The organism is Thermostichus sp. MS-CIW-40 (assembly GCF_054058315.1).
Genome location: NZ_JBSSAC010000047.1, coordinates 1 through 21,705, shown reverse-complemented (window position 1 = coordinate 21,705; position 21,705 = coordinate 1). Strand labels below are relative to the sequence as shown.

Below are 21,705 nucleotides of genomic sequence, written 5' to 3'. Positions count from 1 at the left end.
GTGGATCGAACTGCACGGGCGGTCGGAAGCAGGAACCCGCCGAGACGACTGCGCAAGGAGCCATCCATGCGTAGCGTGGTAGGAATCTCCGGCCTAAAGGCCGGGGAGGATGTCAATGCTTGTTTCCCGTACTGCTCAGCCACAGCCTCTGGCCGTTCCTGGAACGCACTACGCGCCCACCAGTAGCAAGCGCACCGTCTTGGCATGTAGCTGGCGCTGCTTTCTGACCGCTATCTTGGAGGTCTGAAACTTGAGCAGCAAGACAATAAACCAAGACAATAAACAATAAACAATGTCAAATAATGTCAAAGAAAATGTCAAAGAATAAATGTCAAAGTTGTCCACCCAGAACCTGGCCGCCTTGGCGCTCATCCCGCAAGTCTTGAATGGGCCAACGCAAACAATGACTGCCACTTTCTGGTTTGGTACGGGACTGCCTTCGCCCAATCTGGTAGAGAAGGCAAGATGTGGTGAGTAGCTACTTGCATCCAGGTGGACGCTCGCCTTCTAAAGACTTCCTAGGGTGCGGTTATAAACAAACCGAGCTGTTCCCAACCACTGCTGCAGCGTCTGTCGCTGTTGTGCTGTCGGATACATCTCGTCCCCCAATCTTTTTGCCGGCGCCGGAGATGGAAACTTGCCGGTTGTCTCACCGCCATTTGGAATGGCCAACTGCAAGCCCAAAATCTGGGGGCGCGCAGGGAGGCCGAGACCTCCCTGCTTGTATACTTCTCTTGCGGCTGAGCTGAGCTCGAGGCCAAGCATGATCCCACCGCAAACTGCTATTCCCCAAGGGGCTGAGATCCTCTGCATCGGCACAGAATTGCTTTTGGGAGAGATCACCAATACCAATGCCCAGTACTTGGCAGCCGAGTTGGCGCAACTGGGGATCCCCCACTATTACCAAACGGTGGTGGGGGATAACGAGGCCCGCATTCACCACGCGCTGGAGGTGGCCTGTGGTCGTTCCAGCTTGATTCTGATCACCGGGGGTTTGGGGCCGACGCCGGACGATCTCACCCATGAGGCGCTGGCTTCCTTTTTTGGGGCGGAGATGGTGGAGCACCCCCAAGTGTGGGAAGAGATCCTGCAAAAGTACGGGCAGCGGGGCCTTGTGCCCTCGCCGAGCAATCGCAAGCAGGCTTTTCTGCCCCGGGGAGCGAGGGTGTTGCCCAACCCGCTTGGCAGCGCCTGTGGCCTCATCTGGCAGCCCCGGCCCGACCTGCACATTCTCACCTTCCCTGGGGTGCCGCGGGAGATGCAACACATGTGGCGGGAGACCGCCGTGCCTTATCTGCGCTCCATCGGCTGGGGAAAAGAGGTGTTCTACAGCCGGGTACTGCGCTATTGGGGCATTCCCGAATCGACGCTGGCCGAACGGCTGGGATCCCTGTTGGCGGGGGAAAACCCTACGGTGGCTCCCTACGCCAGCCAGGGGGAGGTACGCCTGCGGGTTACCGGACGTGCTCCCAGTCGTGAAGAGGCCCAAGCCTTGATCGCCCCGGTGGTGGAGCAGATTTTACAGATTTCTGGAGAAGACTACTTCGGCAGCGATGACGCCACCTTGGCCGGTGTGGTGGGGGAGCTGTTGCTGCAACGGGGTCAAACTCTGGCGGTGGCAGAATCCTGCACCGGCGGGCTGCTGGGGCAGTTGGTGACCGGGATCCCGGGCAGCTCCCGCTATTTTGTGGGGGGGATCGTGGCCTACGACAACCGCATCAAGGAGCAGCTTTTACAGGTGAATCCGGAAACCCTGCGACAGCACGGGGCCGTGAGCGAGGCGGTGGCCGCCCAAATGGCGCTGGGGGCCAAGCAAGTCCTGGGCTCCAACTGGGCCTTGAGCATCACCGGCATTGCCGGGCCAGAGGGAGGCACCGCCACCAAGCCAGTCGGTCTTGTGTATCTGGGTTTGGCGGATCCGCAAGGGAAGGTGGAAGTACACGAGTACCGGTTTGGCAGCCTGCGCGGCAGAGAGGGGGTGCGTTGGTGGAGCGCCCAGACGGCTCTGGATCGCTTGCGGCGGCGCTTGCTCTGCTACCCCCTTTAGGGGGGATCCGGTCTCTCGGGGTTGGATCCCTGAGTAAGCTGGGGGAGCAGATGGATCCAACCGATCTCCAGAAGCAGACCCTACCAGGCAAGGAGCAAGCCGATGATCCCCGATGCCGTCCAGGCGGGCAAGGAAGCCCTGCGGCAGGGCCGCCTTCAAGAGGCCATCCAACTTTTTGAAGGCTACCTGGCCCAATCCCGTCAGCAGGACAAAGCATTAGGGATCCCGGCAGACTCATCTGACGGCGAAGCCCTGGAAGCCCAAATGAACCTGGTGCGGGCCTACCACCAGTTGGGCCAGACGGAGAAGGCACGGTCCCTCTGCCTAGAGCTGCTGCAACACCCCAACCCCCAGGCGCAAGGCTGGGCCAAGAAGATCTTGCTTCGCCTGCCCACTGCAACAGAGTCCCTGGCTGCTCCGTCCGCCAAACCTGTCGAACCGCGTTCTGCTCCCCCAGAGGAGCCGTCTCCTGGAGCGGGATCCCTGTCCACCCGTCAACGGGCCGCCCAACTGGGTATGAAGATCCCCCTGCCGGAGCGGGCCGGCCCCCTGCATTGGGCCAAGTGGGGATCCCTGGGGGTGGGCATTGTCTTCCTTTGGTGGCTGAGCTTTGTGTTGGTAGGCAGCCATCTGGATTTTGGCCGGCTGAGTTTTCCGCGGCAGCTTTGGTTTTTGCAGGGGTTGCTGCCCTGGCTGCGCAATGGCCTGCGGTGGTTGGTGGCCGGCAGCCTGGCGGTCAACTTTGGAGTAGGCCTTCTCTTTTTTGCCCCCTGGCTGATGGATCAGCTCCACCAACGGCTGCACAAGTTGCGTTGGGCCAGGCTTGGCGAAATCGAACGCCACAGCCCCGAAACGGCGCGCCTGCTGCAGCGCATCTGTGCCCAAAACCAGCTAAAACAGCCCCGACTGGGGGTGATCCCAGATGCCGGGCCGCTGGCCTTTGTTTACGGCACTTTTTCTGATGGCTGCCGCATTGTGGTCACCCAAGCCCTGTTGCAGCAGCTTTCTGAGGATGAGATTGCCGCCGTCTACGCCCAGGCCCTGGGGCGAATTGTTAATGGAGATATCCTGGTCATGACCCTGCTGGGATCCCCGATTCAACTGGTTTACCTGGCCCTAGAGCAGGTGAGCCAACTGGGAAGCAAACGGCGGGATCTCATCGGGCATGTGGCCCCGCTGCTCTACCTCATCTACACGGTGCTTTCCTACCCGCTGTTTTTCCTCTCCCGCCTGGGCACCTACCATGCCGACCATTTTGCCGTACAGGCAACCGGCAACCCGAACGGGCTGATCGCTGCTCTGCTCAAATCGGCTGCTGGCCTGCAGGAGGCCCACAAAAACGACCGCCGACCTTCCTCGCTGTTGCACTGCACCCGCCTGTTCAGCTTTTTGGACTTCAAAACCATCGCCGCTGCCAGTGCTGCCGCCCGCCTCCAGGATCCCTCCCAAGCTGGCCAAGTCTTTCTTTGGGATCAAATCAACCCTTGGGCCCGCTGGATGCAGGTCAATTCCAGCCATCCGCTGCCGGGGCACCGCTTCAAGGTCTTGGCGGGATATGGAGAGCGGCTGCGCCTCCTGCCGGAGCTGAGCCTGGGATCCGGGTCCAAATTGGATGTGGCCCGCCTGCAAAGCCGGTTTTGGCTAGATCTGGCCATCTACGCAGCCGAAGTGGTCGGGATCCTCATTGGCTGGCTGGTGGGGCTGATCCTCTACCTGCTGCTGCAAAACCGTCTCGATCCCAAGGTGATCGCGGCAGCAGCGGTGGTGGGCTACGGGGTGGGCTTGTGGGCCAAAGCGGGGTTGATGTACGGGGGATCCCTGCCGGCAAGGCCGACGGATGTGCTCAATTTGCTGGCGGATCCCGACGCGGATCCCTGCCGCGGACAATGGGTGGAGCTGGAGGGGGAATTGGTGGGACTGGGCCCCTCCGGCTATCAACTGGGGGCAGAGCTGAAGCTGCAAGAGGCCACAGGGCTGATCCCGGTGCGCTTCACCTCCCCTCTGGGCCCGGTGGGCAATGTCTTTTCCGGCCTGAAGCGGATCCGCGCCCTGGTGGGCCGGCGCGTCAAAGTGGTGGGCTGGTTCCGCCGCGGCAATACTGCTTGGGTGGATCTGGCCTACGTCCAGGTGGGATCCAATAAGCTGCATAGCCGACCGCGCCTTTGGCTGGTTGTGTTCGGCTTGGGAGTCATCCTGCTGGGGATTTGGGGGGCGTTCTATTTCCCCAACTTGGCCTCTTACCTGCGGCGGTGGTGAGCCAGGCTCTCTTCCAGTTGGCTGAGAAAACTAGCGGCGAGAGGGCGTTAACTGTGCCTTGCGCAGGCGCACCGACTGGGGCGTGATCTCCACCAGCTCATCCTCGCCGATGTATTCCAAAGCCCGCTCCAGGGTCATCTCCACCGGCGCTTGCAAGTGCACCAGCTCCTCCCCGCCCGCAGCCCGGTGGTTGGTCAGTTGCTTGGTCTTGCAGACGTTCAACTCCAAGTCCTGGGGACGGTTGTGCTCGCCCACGATCATCCCTTTGTAAACACGGGTACCTGGGGTAATGAAAAACACACCCCGATCCTCGGCGTTTTTCAGGGCGTAGGTGGTGGCCACCCCTTCTTCAAAAGCGATCAGCACCCCGTTGCGGCGCATTTCCATCTCAGAGGTCAGGGGACGGTATTCCAAAAAGCTGTGGCTCATGATCCCCTCGCCGCGGGTGATGCGGATAAACTCCCCCCGAAAGCCGATCAGCCCTCGCGCCGGAATGACAAACTCCAGCTGAGCCCGACCATCGGATCCCACCATCATGTTCTGCATTTCTCCCCGCCGTTGCCCCAGCCGCTCGATGCAGGCCCCCACCGTCGCTTCCGGCACATCCAGCACCAAACACTCATAGGGCTCATAGGGCTGGCCGTTGACCTCGCGGAAAATTACCTTCGGTTGCCCCACCTGAAACTCATAGCCTTCCCGCCTCATGGTTTCTAGCAGGATGCCCAGGTGCAGCTCGCCTCGCCCCGACACCAAAAAGCGATCCGGCGAATCGGTTTCTTCCACCCGCAGCGCCACGTTGGTTTCCAGCTCCCGCATCAGGCGCTCCCGCAGTTGCCGCGAAGTTACAAAAGTACCCTCTTGCCCGGCGAAGGGGGAGTCGTTGACGCAGATCATCACCTGCAATGTGGGCTCGTCCACTTTGATGAGCGGCAGAGCCTGGGGATTCTCGGGAGAGGTGAGGGTGTGGCCAATGTTGGCCTCGGCAAACCCCGCCACAGCAACAATGTGGCCGGCGGTAGCTTCCGTCAGCTCGATGCGCTGCAGGCCCTGAAAGCCGAACAGCTTGGTTACTTTGCCCTTGGCAATGGATCCATCCTCTTTCACCACTGCCAATGGATCCCCCAGACGGATGGTGCCGTTGTGGATCTTGCCGATCACAATCCGGCCCAGGTATTCCGAATACTCCAGCGTGGTGACCTGCAGTTGCAGCGGCTTGCCGGGATCCCCAATGGGAGGTGGGACATGCTTGAGAATGGCCTCGAAAAGAGGCTTCATATCCAGGGATCCGCTGTACTTCCCTTCCAGAAAGTCTTTGAGATGGGCTTCTTCCAGGGCAAAGCCGCGCAACCCAGAGGCAAATAGATAGGGGAAGTCGCACTGGTCTTCGTCTGCCCCCAGCTCCAAGAACAAATCCAGCACCTTGTCGACGGCTTTGTAGGGCTCGGCGCGAGGCCGATCAATCTTGTTGACCACCACAATTGGGCGCAGGCCCTTCTCCAAGGCTTTGCGCAGCACAAAGCGGGTTTGCGGCATCGGGCCTTCGTTGGCATCCACGATCAACAAGCAGCCCTCCACCATCCCCAGCACCCGCTCCACCTCGCCCCCGAAATCGGCGTGGCCAGGGGTGTCGACGATGTTGATCAAGGTTTCGCCGTAGCGGACGGCTGTGTTTTTGGCCAAGATGGTAATGCCCCGCTCCCGCTCCAGCGTGTTGGAGTCCATCACACAGGTGGGAATGTCTTCCCCCTCCCGAAAGATGCCCGCCTGGCGTAACAGGGCATCCACAAGGGTAGTTTTGCCGTGGTCGACGTGGGCGATGATGGCAACGTTGCGGATGGGGAGTGACATATTAACCATTGACCAGCAGGATGTCGCCCTACAAGCAGGAGTGCCCTAGGGATTTCTTTACAACTCTAACGCAAAGGAGCGTTACGTTGCTAAACACTCCTGGCTTTGGGCTTAGCCCCAGCACTCCCAAAGGGTTATCCCGACTGCCTCAATATCCAGAGGGATCCCCTACATATCGGCGCCGCGCAGATAGAGCAGCAGGATGACCGCCGGGCCTGCCAAGACAATCAAGGCCAGCAGGGCCAACTGCACAAAAACTTCGTATTGTCCGAACATAATCCCAGATCCTGTGGCTTACGCTTTGTATCCTAAGGGGTGCCCTCCACCCCAGATAGGAGAGCTGTTACAATTCTTCAAGTCATGCGCTCTTCGCCAAGGGATCCCTAGCGCTCCTGCTGGGCTTGAAACACCACCGGATCCAGGTTGAACAGTTCCTGCAAGATCCGCATGGCTGCCCGCCGCGCCTCAATATCCCGTTTGGCCCGCAGTTGCACCATCGGGTCGTGCAGGATCTTGTTGACGATGCCGCGGGTCAAGGCGTCGATCACCTCCAGGTGCTTCTCGGCAAAGTCCTTGCCCAGGCGGGAGAGAGCTTTTTCCATCTCCTGCTCGCGGATGGACTCCACCTTGTGGCGCAGGCTGGAAATGGTGGGCACCGTCTCCAGAGAACGCCACCACTCCATGAATTGATCCACCTCTTCTTCCACCAGGGCTTCGGCAGCCAGAGCCAGCTTTTGCCGTTGGGCGCGGTTTTCTTCCACGACGCGGGAGAGGTGATCCACATTGAACACCTGTACCCCCTTCAGCTTTTCCACGTCGGGATCGATGTTGCGGGGCACAGAGATATCCACCAACAACAGCGGCTGATCTGGCTGCAGCACCCCTGCCAGTTGCTGGTAGGTGAGGATCGGCTGGGTGGCACCGGTGCTGGTGAAGACCAAGTTGGACTCGGCCACACTGTTCAGCAGCGACTCCCAAGGCAGCACCTGGATCGGCTGCTCAAATTGCTTGGCCAGGGCTTCGGCTCGCTCCAGGGAGCGGTTGACCACCGTGATATCGACTGCCCCCTTGGCCAACAGGTGCTGCACCAACAGACGGGCCATTCTCCCCGCCCCCACCACGGTAACCTTGCCCTGAGAGAGGGATCCCTGCTCTTGCAGAGCCAACTCCACCGCTGCCGAGCTGATGGACATGGCGCCGGTGCCGATCTCCGTTTCGGTACGGACGCGTTTGCCGGCGGTAATGGCCGCCTTAAAAAGGCGATTGAGGATGCGATCCATGCCGTTGCAGGCTTGGCCCAGTTGCTGGGCTTTTTTCACCTGCGAGAGGATCTGCCCTTCTCCCAGCACCAAGCTATCTAGCCCGGCAGCCACCCGCATCAGGTGGGTTACGGCATCTTGGTAGAGAAGGGTAAACAGGTGCGGACGCAGTTGGGGCAAGGGGATCCCTTTCAGCTCAGCCAAGAACTGCATCGTCTGCCGGACACCACTCTCCATTTCTGAGGTGACGATGTAGACCTCCAGCCGGTTACAGGTGCTGAGGATCGCAGCCTCCTCAATGTGGGGGTGGGTGCGAAGCTGCTGGATCGTCTCTCCCACCTCCGCCTCCGCGATGCTGAGGCGCTCCCGAATCTCTACGGGAGCTGTGCGATGGCTAAGACCGACAACCGCGATAAACATGCCTCTCCGTCGTCTGTACAGCAACAGCAAAAGTTATTAAAAACAAAAACTCTGAACAAAAGCAAATATTGTTTCAGAGAGAAAGCAAGAGCTGTGACCGATACGAGGGGATCCCTTGACTCGGTTCCAGCAAGCTTAGGTAACTTTTCTCAGCCTACCTAAACCCTAAAACCAGTATCGAACCGGTTTTGCCGGATTTTGCTGAAGAGTTATTACGTTTTCACGGGTTGGGGCTTGATAGATTTCGTAACTTTCCCAAAAAGGCAAGGGCGACCTCCAGCAGGGGAAAGCCGCCCCGATCTCCGAGGATGTTAGATAGGGATCCCTTAGCGCAGCTGCAGTCCGCGGGGCTGCTGGCCATCTTTCATGTGGATGGTATCCACAAAGCGCACCGTGCGGGATTGGCTGGAAATCACCAAGGTCTCGGTGCGGGCCCCACCCCCAAAGAAACGTACCCCGCGCATCAAGTCACCATCGGTGATCCCGGTGGCAGCAAAGAGGACTTCCTTGCCACTGGCCAGCTCCTCACACTCCCACACCTTGTCGGGATCCTCGATGCCTTTTTCTTTGAGTTCCCGTCGCGTTTCCTCCACGGGTGGCAAGTAGGTGCCTGCCTGAACTACTTCGGGATCGTAGATCAGCCGACCTTGGAAGTGGGCGCCCAAGCACCGCAGAGCAGCTGCCGAGATCACTCCCTCAGGAGCAGCCCCGATCCCCATCAGAGCATGAATGCCGGTGCCATTGAAGCCTGCCGAGAGAGCCGCCGAGATGTCGCCATCGGTAATCAGCTTCACCCGTGCCCCCGCCTCTCGAATTTGGCGAATCAGATCGAGGTGGCGCTTGCGATCCATGACCACCACCGTCAGATCCGACACCTCCCGATCCAGGCTTTCGGCGATGATCTTGAGATTTTTCTCTGGCGGATAGTCGATGTGCACCTTGCCCTTGGCCTGGGGCGGAGCCGCCAGCTTTTGCATGTAGATGTCCGGGGCGTGGAGAAGGCCGCCTTTCTCGGAGATGGCCAGCACCGCCATAGAGCCGTTTTGGCCTTTGGCCACCAGGTTGGTGCCCTCGCAGGGATCCACAGCAATATCGATCTCCACCAGCTCTTCCACACGGCAGAACTGCTCAGCATCCGGGCGGGTACAGATGCCCACTTCTTCGCCGATGTAGAGCATGGGGGCCTCATCCCGGGTTCCTTCCCCGATGACGATGCGACCGCGCATAGGGATCTGGTTGAGTTTCTCCCGCATGGCCTCTACAGCCACCTGGTCGGCGGTCTTGTTGTCCCCTTTGCCCATCCAGCGGGCGGCGGCAATGGCAGCCTGCTCCACGACTTCGATGATCTCTAGCCCCAACTTGTTGTCCACGATGTGCCCCCTTGCTGATCTCGGAATGGTGAAGGCCAACTTAAGGATATCTTCAGACTCTTCCCCTCAGTTTACCAGGGCAGGCTTCTCCTCGGGATCCCATTCTCTCAACCCCAATAAGCTGAGAGAACAAATCTCCCAAAGCCAGTCAGGAAGAGCGATCCCCGTCTTGGCGGCTTACTATTGCCGCTTGGGGATCAGGGATGGTAGCCTATTTTAAGGGCAATAAGTTTTTCTTAACACCATTAAAAAAACGCAATGAAAAGATACGCTTTTGTCAACCGTTCCGGACAGGTTCAGGTGATCCGCACGATCCCCGGCCACTGGGAGCGCACCCTCTTTCCCGGCCAGCAGGCGATTTTTGAGGCGGAGCCGGACGACTATCTGGAAGTCTACAGTTGCTGCTGCTCCACCGCCATCCTGGAAGAGCGCCGCCTCTGTCGCTATCTGGTGGATTCTTCCTCGCCTGAGGTTGACCTCTACCTGTGGTCATCTTCGCAACGGGGAACTCTGGCGGATGCGTTGAATGGTTGACAGGCTCTAGCGGCTGGCTGCCCCATAGGGGCAAGAGGACTGGGTTTGCCCAGGATAACTAGATTGGGGATCGCTTCTCCTGAGGCCGATCCCCGGATTTTTCAGAGGGCGGATGCGGATCTGGAGAAGGGGCATCGGGGGGACGGGTCAGGCAACTGCCCCGCGCAGCATTGCGAAAGGTATCGATGCGCTCCACGCAATTTTGATGGCCGCAATAGGGGCAATACAGGCGATCCCCAGGTTGGGGCTCCACATCGGCCTGGCTCCACCACCGCCGACAGCGGTCACAACAAAAGTGATAGAGGAACTCCAGCGCCACTCTCATGGGATCCCTTGCAGAGCTGAGCCGATCAGCATGGAAAAATGGGCATTATCCGGATCCCGGCAGTTGGGATCCCTCCCTAGCCCTCGGATTAAGACAAACTCATTATGAGTATGGTATGTTAGGTTTGGTTTACATTTGCACTTTACCGCAAGGAGCGTTGATTTATGTCTCAGGAAGGATGCCTGCGAGTGGGGCAGCCCGCTCCCGATTTTTCCGCCACCGCCGTCTATGACATGGAATTCAAGACGGTGAAGCTCTCCGACTACAGGGGTAAGAAGTATGTGGTGCTGTTCTTCTACCCCTTGGACTTCACCTTTGTCTGCCCAACGGAGATCACGGCCTTTAGCGACCGCTATGACGACTTTGCCAAGCTGGATACCGAGATCCTGGGCGTCTCGGTGGATAGCGAATACTCTCACCTGGCCTGGATTCAAACCGACCGCAAGGCTGGAGGGGTGGGCGAGCTGAGGTATCCTCTGGTCTCTGACCTGAAAAAGGAGATCAGCGCTGCCTACAATGTTCTGGATCCGGAAGCGGGTGTGGCGCTGCGCGGCCTGTTCATCATCGACAAAGAAGGGATCATCCAGCACGCCACCATTAACAACCTGGCCTTTGGCCGCAGTGTGGATGAAACCTTGCGCACCCTGCAAGCTATCCAATACGTGCAATCTCACCCCGATGAAGTTTGCCCGGCCAACTGGCAGCCCGGCCAGAAAACCATGCACCCCGACCCAGTGAAATCCAAGGAGTTCTTCGCGGCGATTGCCAAGTAGGTTGGCCCCTGGGATCCCTGGCTACATATAGGAGATCCCCAGCGCTTCCGGGCGTAGCTTCAGCTCAAGGTGGGCTGGAGCTTTTTTGTCGAAAACAGGCAAGCAAAAGATCCCCCGACCTTGCTAGGGGATCCTGAAACTCAGTAGGGAGCGAAGCTGTGGGGAGTTCAATCCCAGGGTTTCCCGCCGGTGAACTTGTAGGTAATCGGCTCCTTGTTTTTGCCGATGTTGCGATCCACTTTGCCGATGGGCTCGCGGCCTTCGTTGACCTTCTCGGGAAAGACGCCGTCTTTGGGATGCACCAACACAGGCTCTCCACCTGCCGGAATGCGGAAGATCTGGTAGTCGTTGATCTTGTAGTCGGATCTCAACTGGGCACCCAGCGCCAAACACTGCTCTTTGCGGGCAAAGGTGAGAAAGTTTTTGCCTTCCACCATTTCGGCAGCGCCGCCGGTGGGCATTTCAAACACCTGCCCCGGCTTGCCCGTCCAGGTGATGACGTATTTTTCTTCGGTTTCGGCTGCGCTCAACAGCCCTCCGGTGGATCCCCCAAATAGAGGCAGCTTTGCTCCCTGACGAGGATCGCCTTCCATCACAGCCATAGTCTACCTTTCTCAACTCGTTGTGGTTTGCGGTGGTTTGCCTTGTCCAAACCGCGGTTTGCGGCGCGAAGCACTTTGAATCTACCACTGACTCGATTTTTGGCCCCAGTTCCGCCTGGGAACTGTAATCTTTCGTAGCAGACCGGCTTGCTCTCGGACGGATCCCTGGGCGCCCTGTAGGCCACCATAGAACAAGCCGGAGACCCACAGCTTTCTGGAAAAGGAACAGCGCCCATGGCCCAGTGGTCCCTCCATCCCAGCTCGCAATCCAACGCTAGGGTCATTCTCATTCCCACCGCCTTTGGCCACGATACTCAGGCTCCGATGGCCATCCTCAATGCCGGTTCGGAGCTGTGTGCCTTCGAGCCGAGGTTGGGGATCGATGTGGATAAGCTGGCGGTGGCGCAGTTGCCGGGGCTGGTGGATGAGCCTCCCTACGGCATGTGTGAGGCGGCGGTGACTCAAGCTTGGAGACGACAACAATGGCCGGTGCTGTTGCCTTCGGTCTTGGCCGCCAGTTGGGGGGCCATTCGTGCCCTTTGGAAACACCACCCAACCCTGAGCGTGGTGCATTGCAGCGCCCATGCCAATCTGATGCCGCCGCCGGAGATGAGCCAGCCGGATCAAGATACGAGCTATGGCAGTGCTGCCTGGGTGGAGTTGCTCTATCAGCACAAGCTGCCGGTGATCCATGTGGGATTGCGCAGCGGCAGTGCGCGGGCCTACGCATGGCTGAAAGCCCACCACAGCCCAATATTCTGGGCCCAAGATGGCTGGGATCCCCAGCAGGTGGTGGCCTCTTTGCCGGATCAACCGGTGTTTTTGGTGGTGGACTGCAGTGTGTTGGATCCTTCCTTGGCGCCCGCGGTGCATCACCCGGAGCCAGGGGGGGTGAGTTGGCCGCAACTGTTGCAGACCTGTGAGGCCATCTTTGCCGCTCGTCCTGTGGTTGGCCTTTCACTGGGAGGGGTGGCGGTGGGATCCGCAACGCGGCAAACCGCTCGTGTGGTGGCCCGCCTGCTCAATTGGTTGCTGGCCTGCTATGCCCTTCACTCCCTGAAGGTGACTGCTCAACCGCAACCTGCCCAGACTGTTTAAGCTGCTCAAAGATGAATGCCTGAATATCTGGGAATGGTTGCATGAACCTCTATCGCCGAGTGATCTTCCCGCAACTGTTGGATCTGGCCCTCTCGGGGGAACGGATAGAGCGCTATCGGCGTCAGCTTCTGGCTCATGTGCAGGGATCCGTTCTGGAGATTGGTTTTGGCACCGGCCTCAACCTACCCTGCTACCCAGAGCACATTCGCAAGATCACAGGGGTAGACCCCAATCCCGGCATGGGATCCCTGGCTCGTCGGCGCATTGCCTCTTCTCCCATCGCCGTTGATTGGCAAGTGGCGGATGCCCAGGAACTGCCTTTTCCAAGCCAGAGTTTTGATAGCGTGGTCAGCACCTGGACATTGTGCAGCATTCCTAATGTGGCCAAGGCTTTAGGGGAAATCCGGCGGGTGTTGCGAGCGGGGGGAAAGCTGTTTTTTCTCGAACACGGCCTCAGTGAGGATCCCCAGGTGCAAAGATGGCAAAATCGTCTCAACCCCCTCCAAAAAGTGATTGCAGATGGCTGCAACCTCAACCGAGATATGGCCCGGTTGATCCGAGAAGCGGGGTTTCGGTTTGAGCAACTGGAGCGGTTTTATATGCCTGACCAGCCGAGATTCATTGGCTACACCTATCAAGGCATAGCGCTTCCCGCCGCGGAAGGAAACTTCCAGTTCTAGAAGACTTGAGCAGCCACCAATTTTCCAACAGCTCTCTACCTGTTCGCCTTTCTAATCACACAGTCTAATCACACAGTTGCAGACGGGATTGCGGCTGCCGCATGGCCGGGTCGATCTCGTAGGTCAGCTCAAAGTTGATCACCCGCCAGCGCTGAGGGGATCCACCCACACCCTCTGGGATTTGGGAGCTGAAGCTGACGGGCAAGCCATAGAGGCGAGGTGGGCCGGGGCGACGGTGGGATCCCTGCTCCAGATAAGGGGTGAGCAACTGGCGGTAGCGTTCGGCCACAATCACCTGAGTGGCTCGCATCCCTTGCATGCGCAGCCGATCCAATTCTTCATGAATCTCAAAACGGATCCCATCGGCGTGGGTGTGCTGACGAAACCAGCGACCTTCCCAAAAGCGCCAGCGCCGTCCGGATTGCAGGTGTACCAGCTCCTCTTGTTCAGCATCCGCCTCAAATGCACCATGGCGAGGGCAGAGGTAGGTATCGGTCAGGGTGAGGGCCGCAATCGTTTGCCGACAGTGGGGGCACTGAATGCTGGGGCCGAAGATCGGGTAGGAAAAGGCAACAGTCATAGGAAACCCCACAAAACGCGGCTGGATATCTGGGCAAATCCGCAGTTGTCCACATTATAGATGTTGCCTTTTGGGGATCCCCATGACAAAACCGGAGGAGATCTTCTAAATTAGGAGGTAGGGGGGATGCGCTCGAAGTCTGTACTGATTCTGGGCGAGCCTCAAGGAGCTCCGCGATAGCAACGGGGAGTGGGTGGTACCCACTTCTTTGCTTTTTGAGGGGGCTTACTGTCCCCTTTGCCAGCTCCGGCTCAAAGGGGTTTGGATCTGGCGGCAACACCCGGTTGGTGACAAGTTGGTTATGGTTCACCCTCTTATTCCACAGTTGGAGAGCTTGGCCCGTCCCTTGGCCGCTCAACTGGGATACCAGTTGGTGCAGATGGTTTTCCACACCAACCAGCATCCGCCAGTTCTGCGGGTGGATATCCGCCCACTGGATCCCGACCGAGAAACCAGCCATGCCGATTGCGAAGCCATGAGCCAAGCCTTAGAAGTCGAGCTGGATCGGGTGGATCTGATCCCAGGCCAGTACGTGTTGGAGGTGTCCAGCCCTGGCATTAGCAACCTTCTCACCAGCGATCGCGACTTTGTGGTTTTCAAAGGGTTTGCGGTGGAGGTGACCTTGGATCCGCCCTACAAGGGCAAAGCCGTCTGGTCAGGACACCTGCTGGGTCGGGATGAGGAGAGGGTTGCCTTATCCCTCAAGGGGCGGCGAGTCCAGTTGCCCCGCGCTTCGGTGCAGCGGGTTGCCCTCTCATCGGAAACTGACTAGGAGACCGGAGATAGAGAGAGCGTTTGACCGCAGGTGGTGCGGCCCTCCCTTCGCATCAGAGATGCGGGTTCAGTTCCCGCTGTGGAGCAATAGCAACAGCAAGTTTCACGAAGTTTGTGCAGGAGGACAGTGGTTATGGCGATGGTGCCTCTGCCGGGTTTGGCGGAAATGGTGGAGATGATCTCGCGGGAGCGCAACTTGCCCCGCCATGTGGTCACCGATGCCCTGCGAGAGGCGCTGCTCAAGGGCTACGAACGCTATCGCAAAACCATCCAGCGAGATGTGGTCTTTGCAGAAGACCACTTCCGCAATTTCGATGTGGAGTTGGATGTGGAGGCAGGAGGCTTTCGCGTTTTGGCCACCAAAGCCATCGTTGAGCAGGTACAGGATCCGGATCACGAGATCTCTCTGTACGACGTGCAGCAGGATTACCCAGAAGCCGAAGTAGGCTGGGAAGTCACAGATGATGTCACCCCACAACAGGCGGAATTTGGCCGCATGGCGGCCATCCAAACCAAGCAGGTGCTGGCGCAAAAGTTACGGGATCAGCAGCGCCGTCTGATTCAGGAAGAGTTCCGCGATCTGGAAAAAACCGTACTGCAGGCACGGGTGCTGCGCACCGAGCGGCAGACGGTGATCATGTCGGTATCCAGCGGTTTCGGACAACCTGAGGTGGAAGCAGAACTGCCCAAGAAGGAACAGCTGGCCAGCGATCGCTACACTCCCAACGCGGTGATGAAGGTCTATCTCAAGAAAGTCTATGAGGGATCCCGGCGGGGGCCACAGCTTTTGGTTTCCCGGGCCGATGCTGGCTTGGTGGTGAACCTGTTTGCCAACGAGGTGCCAGAAATTGAAGAGGATATCGTGCGGATTGTGGCAGTGGCGCGGGAGGCCAACCCCCCTTCCCGAAATGTGGGGCCACGTACCAAGATTGCGGTCGATACGGTGGAGCGGGACGTGGATCCAGTGGGGGCCTGTATTGGCGCGAGGGGATCCCGGATTCAGGCGGTGGTAGCAGAGCTGCGCAACGAGAAAATCGATGTCATCCGCTGGTCGCCGGATCCTGCCACCTACATTGCCAACGCCCTCAGCCCGGCCAAGGTGGTGGAGGTGCGGCTAGTGGATCCGGAAATCCAGCAAGCTCATGTGTTGGTCAACAGCGACCAGCTCAGTTTGGCCATTGGCAAAGAGGGGCAAAATGTGCGCCTGGCAGCCCGCCTCACCGGTTGGAAAATCGACATCAAGGAAGTGGAGAGCTACCGCGCAGCGCTGGAGGAGGCCCAAGCGCAAGGGTTGCCCTATCCCTTCATCACTCCAGCGGCACTGGAGCGCTTCCAGCGGCGGGCAGAGCGGGCTGCTTTGGGCCTAGAGGATGAGGAATACGAAGAAAAGCGCCGCCTGGAGGAAGAGGAGCTGGCGGGGGACGATAGGCTGGAAGAAGACTGGGCTGACGAAGAGGAGGACTTCGACTACGACGCCGAGTTCGACATTGCCCAGCCGAAGGGGTAATGATATACGCTCTACCCTCACTTTGCCCGTACACTTTGCTCGTAGAGGGCGGCTTCTGCCGGAAGTCTGGGCTTTGGAATGAGTTTTGCTGCAGGGGATCGCGGTTGCACCGAGACCGCAATGGCGCATGTGGGGTTTTCCTGCCTGCTTGGGCAGAACTGCCCTGTTCCGGCAATCTGCATTGGTGAAAGATGCTAGCTTTTGTTAGCATGCAGGAGCCAAAAAAGTTCGGCAGGCAAATCAAAACTCTTCCGAGCCAGAACCCAAACCTCAATCCAACACAGCGGGATCCCTTGGCTAGTTCAGAGTTTGCCCTGGAGCAGTTGCTCTTCGCCCCGGCTACGCCCGACCCCGACGCGGTGCGGGTGATCTATGCCTTTCCCAACACCTACGCAGTGGGGATCACCAGCCTGGGCTATCAAGTCATCTGGAGTCTGCTGGCCAGCCGCCGAGATGTGGCCGTCTCCCGCCTCTTTACAGACTTGGCTGAACCCCTGCCCCGGGAGCCGGAGCTGTTCGGCTTTTCCCTATCCTGGGAGCTGGATTATGTCCATATCCTGGCTCTGCTGGAACGGCACGGGATCCCTCCCAGATCTGAGGAGCGGGAAGAAACCCACCCCTTGGTCTTTGGCGGCGGCCCGGTACTGACAGCCAACCCTGAGCCCTTTGCCGAGTTTTTTGACCTGATCTTGTTGGGGGATGGGGAAGGTCTTCTGGAGAAGATGATCGAGGTCTATCGGGAGGTGCGCCAGGGATCCCGGGCTGAGAAATTGCAGGCGCTAGCGCAGGTGCCGGGGATCTATGTGCCCGGCTTGTATGAACCCCAATACCGGGAGCCCGACGGCCCGGTGGAGAAGGTGCTCCCCAAAGTGGCCGGGATCCCTAGCTCCATTCGCAAACACACCTTCCGCGGCAACACCCTCTCGGTTTCCACAGTAGTCACCCCCAAAGCGGCCTGGGAGAGCATCTACATGGTGGAGGTGGTGCGCAGCTGCCCGGAGATGTGTCGGTTTTGCCTGGCCAGCTATCTCACCCTGCCTTTCCGGGTGGCGGATGTGGAGGGGCATTTGATCCCGGCGGTAGAGCGGGGGCTGCAGGTCACTCAGCGGATTGGGTTGCTGGGGGCTTCTGTAACCCAGCACCCCCAATTTGAGCAGTTGCTGGAGCACTTGGCCCAGGATCGCTTCGAGCAGGTGCGTCTCAGTTTGGCCTCGGTGCGCACCGCTACCGTAACCCCACGTCTGGCGCAGGTACTCTCCCGCCGGGGCAGCCAGTCCATTACGGTGGCCATCGAAAGTGGCTCAGAACAACTGCGCCAGATCATCAACAAGAAGTTAAGCAACCCGGAAATCTTGGCAGCAGCAGCCCACGCCCAGGCTGGAGGTCTGAAGGGCATTAAGTTCTACGGCATGGTAGGGATCCCGGCGGAAACCCAGGCAGATCTGGAGGCCACAGTAGCCCTTTTCCAAGAGCTCAAAAAAGCGGCTCCCGGCCTGCGCCTGACGCTGGGTTGCAGCACCTTTGTGCCCAAAGCCCACACCCCTTTTCAGTGGCACGGGGTGGATCCCAAAGCCGAGAAAAAACTGCAGTTTTTCCAGAAACACCTGCGTCCCCTGGGGGTGGAGTTGCGCCCGGAAAGCTATAGCTGGTCGGTGATCCAAGCCCTCATCTCGCGAGGGGATCGGCGGGTGGGAAAGGTCTTGCAGTTGGCGCGGGACTTTGGCGAATCTTTGGGGAGCTACCGGCGCGCTTTCAAAGAGCTTAAAGGGCAACTGCCGCCCCTAGACTACTACGTGCACAGCCACTGGGATCCAGCGGATCCCTTGCCTTGGCAACACATCGAAGGGCCCCTCACCCTGGAGCGACTGTTGCAACATCGCCAGGAAGCTCTTTCTGTTCGTATCTCTTGAAAATACCTATTTGGGTTGTTTGCAAGCTGCGATGCTGCTGGCAATGACCGCCTCGGTTTCGGCCAAGCCTTTCCAGCCCAAGATCTGGGTTTCTTTCTTTTCCAGGCGCTTGTAGGTGGCGAAAAACTCCGCGATCTCATCCAGGCGGTGCTGGGCGATGTCTTCCAGCTTGGTCACTGCAGCATAGCGGGGATCCTTGGCAGGCACACACAGCAGCTTCTCATCCGGATCCCCGCCATCGATCATCTGCAACATGCCCAAGGGTCGCACCGTGACCACACACCCTGGGAAAGTGGGCTGATCCATGATCACCAAGCCATCCAAGGGATCCCCATCCCCGGCCAGCGTATTGGGCACAAAGCCGTAGTCGTAAGGGTACTGCACCGAGGAATAGAGCACCCGATCCAGCGCCATCGCTCCCATGTCTTTGTCGAACTCATACTTGTTTTTGCTGCCGCCGGGAATCTCAATCAAGAGGTTGAGCAGGCCGGGCTTGGGTTGGGCAGGGATCCGCGACAGGTCGATCACAGCAAGCACCCTCGGATTGGGAATAGACAGCCAGAGGGTATTCTGACATACTCCTTGCCCCAAAGGACAGAGACTCTTGACACTTGCCGGGAACAGGCGGGACGAAACCCTTAACCGCCTTCACATTGCTTCACATTATTTTCTCCACGTCTGGCTTAGCGTCGCATCTTCCTCGACGAGATGGGAGACTGGGTTTTCTCTCCCCCTTTCCCTCAGCAGGCCCAGAGCCGCCTGGAAGGATAGGGTTCCGGATCCGGCTTCCTTGATTGGCTCAGACATACTCCCCGGGCAAGATTCGAACTTGCGACCAATCGGTTAACAGCCGACCGCTCTACCGCTGAGCTACCGAGGATCAAGCGTTTCTCATCATAGGGGAAAAAAGGACTGCTAGGCAACTGCCGATGAGGGGTTCTTGTTGGGCCTTGGGATCCCTGTTCAGTGGAGCGGGCTTGATTTTGCTCAATTGCTCGCCTTTCTCAGGTCTATGTAAACTACCCGGCTCCGACTGCTAAGCGGTACGGAGCGGGCTTTCAGTAGCCCTGAGCCTGTTCTGCTCTACCAGAGAACAAAACAAGCCCGGACCTCTAGGCTGGTTTACGACAGCCCCCAAGAGCGCAATCACATTCGCACCATTCAAATCCGCATCCCCTTCCCATCCACAGTGCCCACACTTGAACGACTTGCCACTGCGGTAGGATTGCGCAGGGTCGGGATGGATATGCAAACACTTGTGGCAGGTCTGCGACGTGTAGGCGGGCGGCACAAGAATCAGAGAAACCCCTGCAACCCTCGCCTTGTACTCCAGAAACTGACGTAGTTGGTAGAACGCCCAACTGTTGGTCCTACGCCGCTCGGCTTTGCTGCGTGGCTGTTGATTGACCCTTTCCCGGATCCCTGTCAGGTCTTCCAGAGCAATAGCGCTGTTGGTAGCTTTTGCCCTAGAGACAATAGCTTTGGAGATGCGATGATTGACCCACACTTGAAAGCGTCTCTCCTTGCCAGACAGCCGTTGCAACAGTTCTCTGCATCTGCGCCGCGAACTGCGGGTGCCCTTACTGGCTTTGCGTTGGAGTACCGCCCTCAGCTTGGAGTAGTGGTCTCGGACTTTGTTCAACTGCTGTCCATTCCAGTTGTCCCCGTCTGACGTATGGGCAATATCTGTCCTTCCAAAGTCCACCCCGATCACCTTGTCGGTATCTTGTTGCTTGGGCGGGTTTTTCTCTACGCAAATCTGGATGTAGTAGGAGCCGTCCTTCCGCTGGACTAGGGTGGCCGATTTGGGGTTAGAGCCAGCCAGCATTCCCCTCTGGTAGTTACCAATGGCTAGTTCAAAGCGTTCTCTCCCTTCAACCGTGGTCAGCGACACCGTCCAGTCTTTTTGACGGAACGAAAAGATACGGGCGTCGTAGGTAACAAAGCCGCTCTTAAACTCCTTGACGGGACGCTTTTTCTGCTTAGCCACTTTGCGGGAACCCGCCACCCGTCTGCACACCTGTTGGGCCAAGTTGCTAGACAAGCCGAACCGGGCTCGAATCTCGTAGTAGCAAAGGGATTGGAGTTTGACTGCGTTGACTACTTTTTCTGGTGTGTTTTGGTTGACCCAGTTCAATGCCTGTACAAAGGCATCCATCGTCGCGTCCAATCTGGCGGCTTGCGACGGGGACACCTTGAGCTTACAGGATATGGTCAGGACTTGGGTCATGGTTCTATCGTAACTTCCGCATTCCTCCCGACACTGACCCTACGGGTACAGTGCGGGGCTCCTGCGATTTCTAGCTGACGGATCCAGGGGACAAACCCTGAAAACGCCCTCGTCAACCGAACGGAAGCCATTACAATGGTTACGGACATTTGCCAGCGCCCCTCATGGACTTCGGAGTCGGATTTCTCTCCAACAACGTCATGCTGCCGATCCTGGATTTTTTCTACGGGATCGTGCCCAGCTACGGACTGGCCATCATCTTCCTGACGTTGGTGATCCGCTTTGCCCTCTACCCGCTCAATGTGGGATCCATCCGCAACATGCGGCGCATGAAGGTGATCAGCCCGGTGATGCAGCGGCGGATGCGAGAACTCCAGGAGAAATACCGAGACGACCCGCAGAAGCTTCGGGAAGCCCAGGCCAAGCTTTACAGCGAGCTGGGGGCCAATCCCTTGGGGGGCTGCCTGCCACTGCTCATTCAAATGCCGGTGCTGTTTGCCCTGTTTGCCACCCTGCGGGGATCCCCTTTTGCGGCAGTAACCTACGATGTCAACTTGCAGATCCTGCCGGCGGAAATGGCGGCTGAGGTGGTGCCCGCCCCCTACGTCAGCCCCAGCAAGAACATTTTTGTCACCGACTCTCTTCACAAGCCGGTGGTGCTGGTGGAACCCAAAGGCACCAAGATTGCCGTCGGGGAGGAGGTGCAATTTTTGCTTCAAGGGCCGGGGGGCAAGCCTTTTGAGCAATTGGTGGCCGAAGCGGGTGGGGATCCCAGTCTGTTACAGCCCACCTGGAAGATCACCAAAGGAGAAGATCGTGCCCAGATAAAGCCGGATGGCACCTTGCTGGCTCTGCAGCCGGGGGATGTGACCGTGCAGGTGTCCATTCCCGGTTTGGCCTCTGAGACTGGCTTTCTGTTCATCGACAAGTTGGGCCGTGTGGGAGCCTTCGACGAGGATGGCACCATCCACTGGGATATCATCGCCATGATCGTCATCTTTGGGGTGTCCATTTACCTGAACCAGTACCTAACCAATGCCGGACAGGATACCGGCAAAGAGGATCCCAGCCAAAGTTCCATGGCTCGGATCACCCCTGTGCTGTTCTCGGCGATGTTCCTGTTCTTCCCTCTGCCGGCAGGGGTTTTGCTCTACATCCTTGTCTCTAATATCTTCCAAACGGTGCAGACTTTCCTGCTCTCGCGGGAGCCGTTGCCGGAGAACTTACAGCAGTTGGTGGAAGAGGAGCGCCGTCGGGCCGCCCAGGCGATCACTGTGGAGGCCAAGGAAGTGGAAAAATCGACCAAGCCCAGACCAGCCAAGGAGGGACGGGAATCCTTGCCCTTTGAGCCCTAGGGGATCCTCGCTGTTGGGGTGGACTTGTGGTGGAGTGTTGATACCTGATACATTTACGCTGAACACTGCTGAACATCACTGTTCAACTATGCAGCGATAGCATTCTGTTTGTTTCCATTCGCGTTAGCGGGACGGAG

General features: G+C 58.5%; 20 protein-coding genes and 1 tRNA gene. 10 read left to right on the top strand and 11 right to left on the bottom strand.

The features are described from left to right. Positions 1-507: 507 nt before the first annotated feature. Positions 508-597, bottom strand: coding sequence for a helix-turn-helix domain-containing protein (locus ACVWXF_RS12155; protein WP_457440739.1), 90 nt, complete (start codon positions 595-597; stop codon positions 508-510). A 166-nt stretch (positions 598-763) separates the two neighbouring features. On the opposite strand from ACVWXF_RS12155, the gene ACVWXF_RS12150 reads away from it, so the two are divergent. Together ACVWXF_RS12150 and ACVWXF_RS12145 are read left to right on the top strand one after the other, a co-directional pair. Then, complete coding sequence (locus ACVWXF_RS12150; protein ID WP_414331859.1) at positions 764-2,047, top strand: competence/damage-inducible protein A; 1,284 nt, start codon at positions 764-766, stop codon at positions 2,045-2,047. Between the two features lie 102 nt (positions 2,048-2,149). Beyond that, positions 2,150-4,303, top strand: coding sequence for a M48 family metalloprotease (locus ACVWXF_RS12145; RefSeq protein WP_457474515.1), 2,154 nt, complete (start codon positions 2,150-2,152; stop codon positions 4,301-4,303). 30 nt (positions 4,304-4,333) lie between these two features. Here ACVWXF_RS12145 and typA read toward each other — a convergent pair whose 3' ends face one another. From typA to glpX, 4 genes are all read right to left on the bottom strand, one after another. Next, positions 4,334-6,151 carry a translational GTPase TypA gene (gene typA / locus ACVWXF_RS12140; protein ID WP_414387766.1) on the bottom strand — a complete coding sequence of 606 codons (1,818 nt, stop codon included), beginning with the start codon at positions 6,149-6,151 and terminating at the stop codon, positions 4,334-4,336. Positions 6,152-6,319: 168 nt separating this feature from the next. Continuing rightward, on the bottom strand, positions 6,320-6,427 hold the full coding sequence (psb30, locus tag ACVWXF_RS12135) for a photosystem II reaction center protein Ycf12/Psb30 (protein ID WP_011433833.1): 108 nt from the start codon (positions 6,425-6,427) through the stop codon (positions 6,320-6,322). A 107-nt stretch (positions 6,428-6,534) separates the two neighbouring features. Beyond that, the gene (locus ACVWXF_RS12130; RefSeq protein ID WP_457474514.1) at positions 6,535-7,830 is read right to left on the bottom strand and encodes a glutamyl-tRNA reductase; all 1,296 of its coding nucleotides are present in this window, start codon (positions 7,828-7,830) and stop codon (positions 6,535-6,537) included. A 326-nt stretch (positions 7,831-8,156) separates the two neighbouring features. Then, complete coding sequence (gene glpX / locus ACVWXF_RS12125; protein ID WP_414342167.1) at positions 8,157-9,200, bottom strand: class II fructose-bisphosphatase; 1,044 nt, start codon at positions 9,198-9,200, stop codon at positions 8,157-8,159. Positions 9,201-9,458: 258 nt separating this feature from the next. On the opposite strand from glpX, the gene ACVWXF_RS12120 reads away from it, so the two are divergent. Beyond that, a complete protein-coding gene (locus ACVWXF_RS12120) occupies positions 9,459-9,734 on the top strand; it encodes a DUF1830 domain-containing protein (protein ID WP_011433830.1) in 276 nt (91 codons plus the stop codon). Positions 9,735-9,792: 58 nt separating this feature from the next. Here ACVWXF_RS12120 and ACVWXF_RS12115 read toward each other — a convergent pair whose 3' ends face one another. After that, the gene (locus ACVWXF_RS12115; protein WP_414409136.1) at positions 9,793-10,059 is read right to left on the bottom strand and encodes a hypothetical protein; all 267 of its coding nucleotides are present in this window, start codon (positions 10,057-10,059) and stop codon (positions 9,793-9,795) included. A 164-nt stretch (positions 10,060-10,223) separates the two neighbouring features. Between ACVWXF_RS12115 and ACVWXF_RS12110 the strand changes: the two genes are divergently transcribed. Continuing rightward, complete coding sequence (locus ACVWXF_RS12110; RefSeq protein ID WP_011433828.1) at positions 10,224-10,832, top strand: peroxiredoxin; 609 nt, start codon at positions 10,224-10,226, stop codon at positions 10,830-10,832. Between the two features lie 167 nt (positions 10,833-10,999). Here ACVWXF_RS12110 and ACVWXF_RS12105 read toward each other — a convergent pair whose 3' ends face one another. Continuing rightward, entirely contained in the window at positions 11,000-11,425 is a 426-nt protein-coding gene (locus ACVWXF_RS12105; protein ID WP_457385725.1) for a photosystem I reaction center subunit II PsaD, read from the bottom strand. A 243-nt stretch (positions 11,426-11,668) separates the two neighbouring features. Here ACVWXF_RS12105 and ACVWXF_RS12100 point away from each other — a divergent pair, with 243 nt between their 5' ends. Together ACVWXF_RS12100 and ACVWXF_RS12095 are read left to right on the top strand one after the other, a co-directional pair. After that, positions 11,669-12,532, top strand: coding sequence for an arginase family protein (locus ACVWXF_RS12100; RefSeq protein WP_457474513.1), 864 nt, complete (start codon positions 11,669-11,671; stop codon positions 12,530-12,532). A 41-nt stretch (positions 12,533-12,573) separates the two neighbouring features. Further along, positions 12,574-13,212 carry a class I SAM-dependent methyltransferase gene (locus ACVWXF_RS12095; RefSeq protein WP_457474512.1) on the top strand — a complete coding sequence of 213 codons (639 nt, stop codon included), beginning with the start codon at positions 12,574-12,576 and terminating at the stop codon, positions 13,210-13,212. 64 nt (positions 13,213-13,276) lie between these two features. Here ACVWXF_RS12095 and ACVWXF_RS12090 read toward each other — a convergent pair whose 3' ends face one another. Further along, positions 13,277-13,792: a TIGR02652 family protein gene (locus ACVWXF_RS12090; RefSeq protein WP_414350548.1), complete on the bottom strand. Its 516-nt coding sequence runs from the start codon at positions 13,790-13,792 to the stop codon at positions 13,277-13,279. Positions 13,793-14,093: 301 nt separating this feature from the next. Here ACVWXF_RS12090 and rimP point away from each other — a divergent pair, with 301 nt between their 5' ends. From rimP to ACVWXF_RS12075, 3 genes are all read left to right on the top strand, one after another. Beyond that, positions 14,094-14,564, top strand: coding sequence for a ribosome maturation factor RimP (gene rimP / locus ACVWXF_RS12085; RefSeq protein WP_011433822.1), 471 nt, complete (start codon positions 14,094-14,096; stop codon positions 14,562-14,564). Between the two features lie 135 nt (positions 14,565-14,699). After that, positions 14,700-16,073, top strand: coding sequence for a transcription termination factor NusA (gene nusA, locus ACVWXF_RS12080; protein WP_414387771.1), 1,374 nt, complete (start codon positions 14,700-14,702; stop codon positions 16,071-16,073). A gap of 293 nt (positions 16,074-16,366) precedes the next feature. After that, positions 16,367-17,983 (top strand): B12-binding domain-containing radical SAM protein, encoded by a 1,617-nt coding sequence (locus ACVWXF_RS12075; protein WP_457474511.1) that lies wholly within the window; start codon positions 16,367-16,369, stop codon positions 17,981-17,983. Between the two features lie 6 nt (positions 17,984-17,989). Here ACVWXF_RS12075 and ACVWXF_RS12070 read toward each other — a convergent pair whose 3' ends face one another. The 3 genes from ACVWXF_RS12070 to ACVWXF_RS12060 all read right to left on the bottom strand — a co-directional run bounded on the left by ACVWXF_RS12070 (position 17,990) and on the right by ACVWXF_RS12060 (position 20,213). Continuing rightward, positions 17,990-18,508: an inorganic diphosphatase gene (locus ACVWXF_RS12070; RefSeq protein WP_457474516.1), complete on the bottom strand. Its 519-nt coding sequence runs from the start codon at positions 18,506-18,508 to the stop codon at positions 17,990-17,992. 283 nt (positions 18,509-18,791) lie between these two features. Next, positions 18,792-18,863 (bottom strand) — tRNA-Asn (locus ACVWXF_RS12065). Positions 18,864-19,019: 156 nt separating this feature from the next. Continuing rightward, positions 19,020-20,213: an RNA-guided endonuclease InsQ/TnpB family protein gene (locus tag ACVWXF_RS12060; protein WP_457474510.1), complete on the bottom strand. Its 1,194-nt coding sequence runs from the start codon at positions 20,211-20,213 to the stop codon at positions 19,020-19,022. A 164-nt stretch (positions 20,214-20,377) separates the two neighbouring features. On the opposite strand from ACVWXF_RS12060, the gene yidC reads away from it, so the two are divergent. Next, positions 20,378-21,568, top strand: coding sequence for a membrane protein insertase YidC (yidC, locus tag ACVWXF_RS12055; RefSeq protein WP_457474509.1), 1,191 nt, complete (start codon positions 20,378-20,380; stop codon positions 21,566-21,568). Positions 21,569-21,705 lie beyond the last annotated feature (137 nt).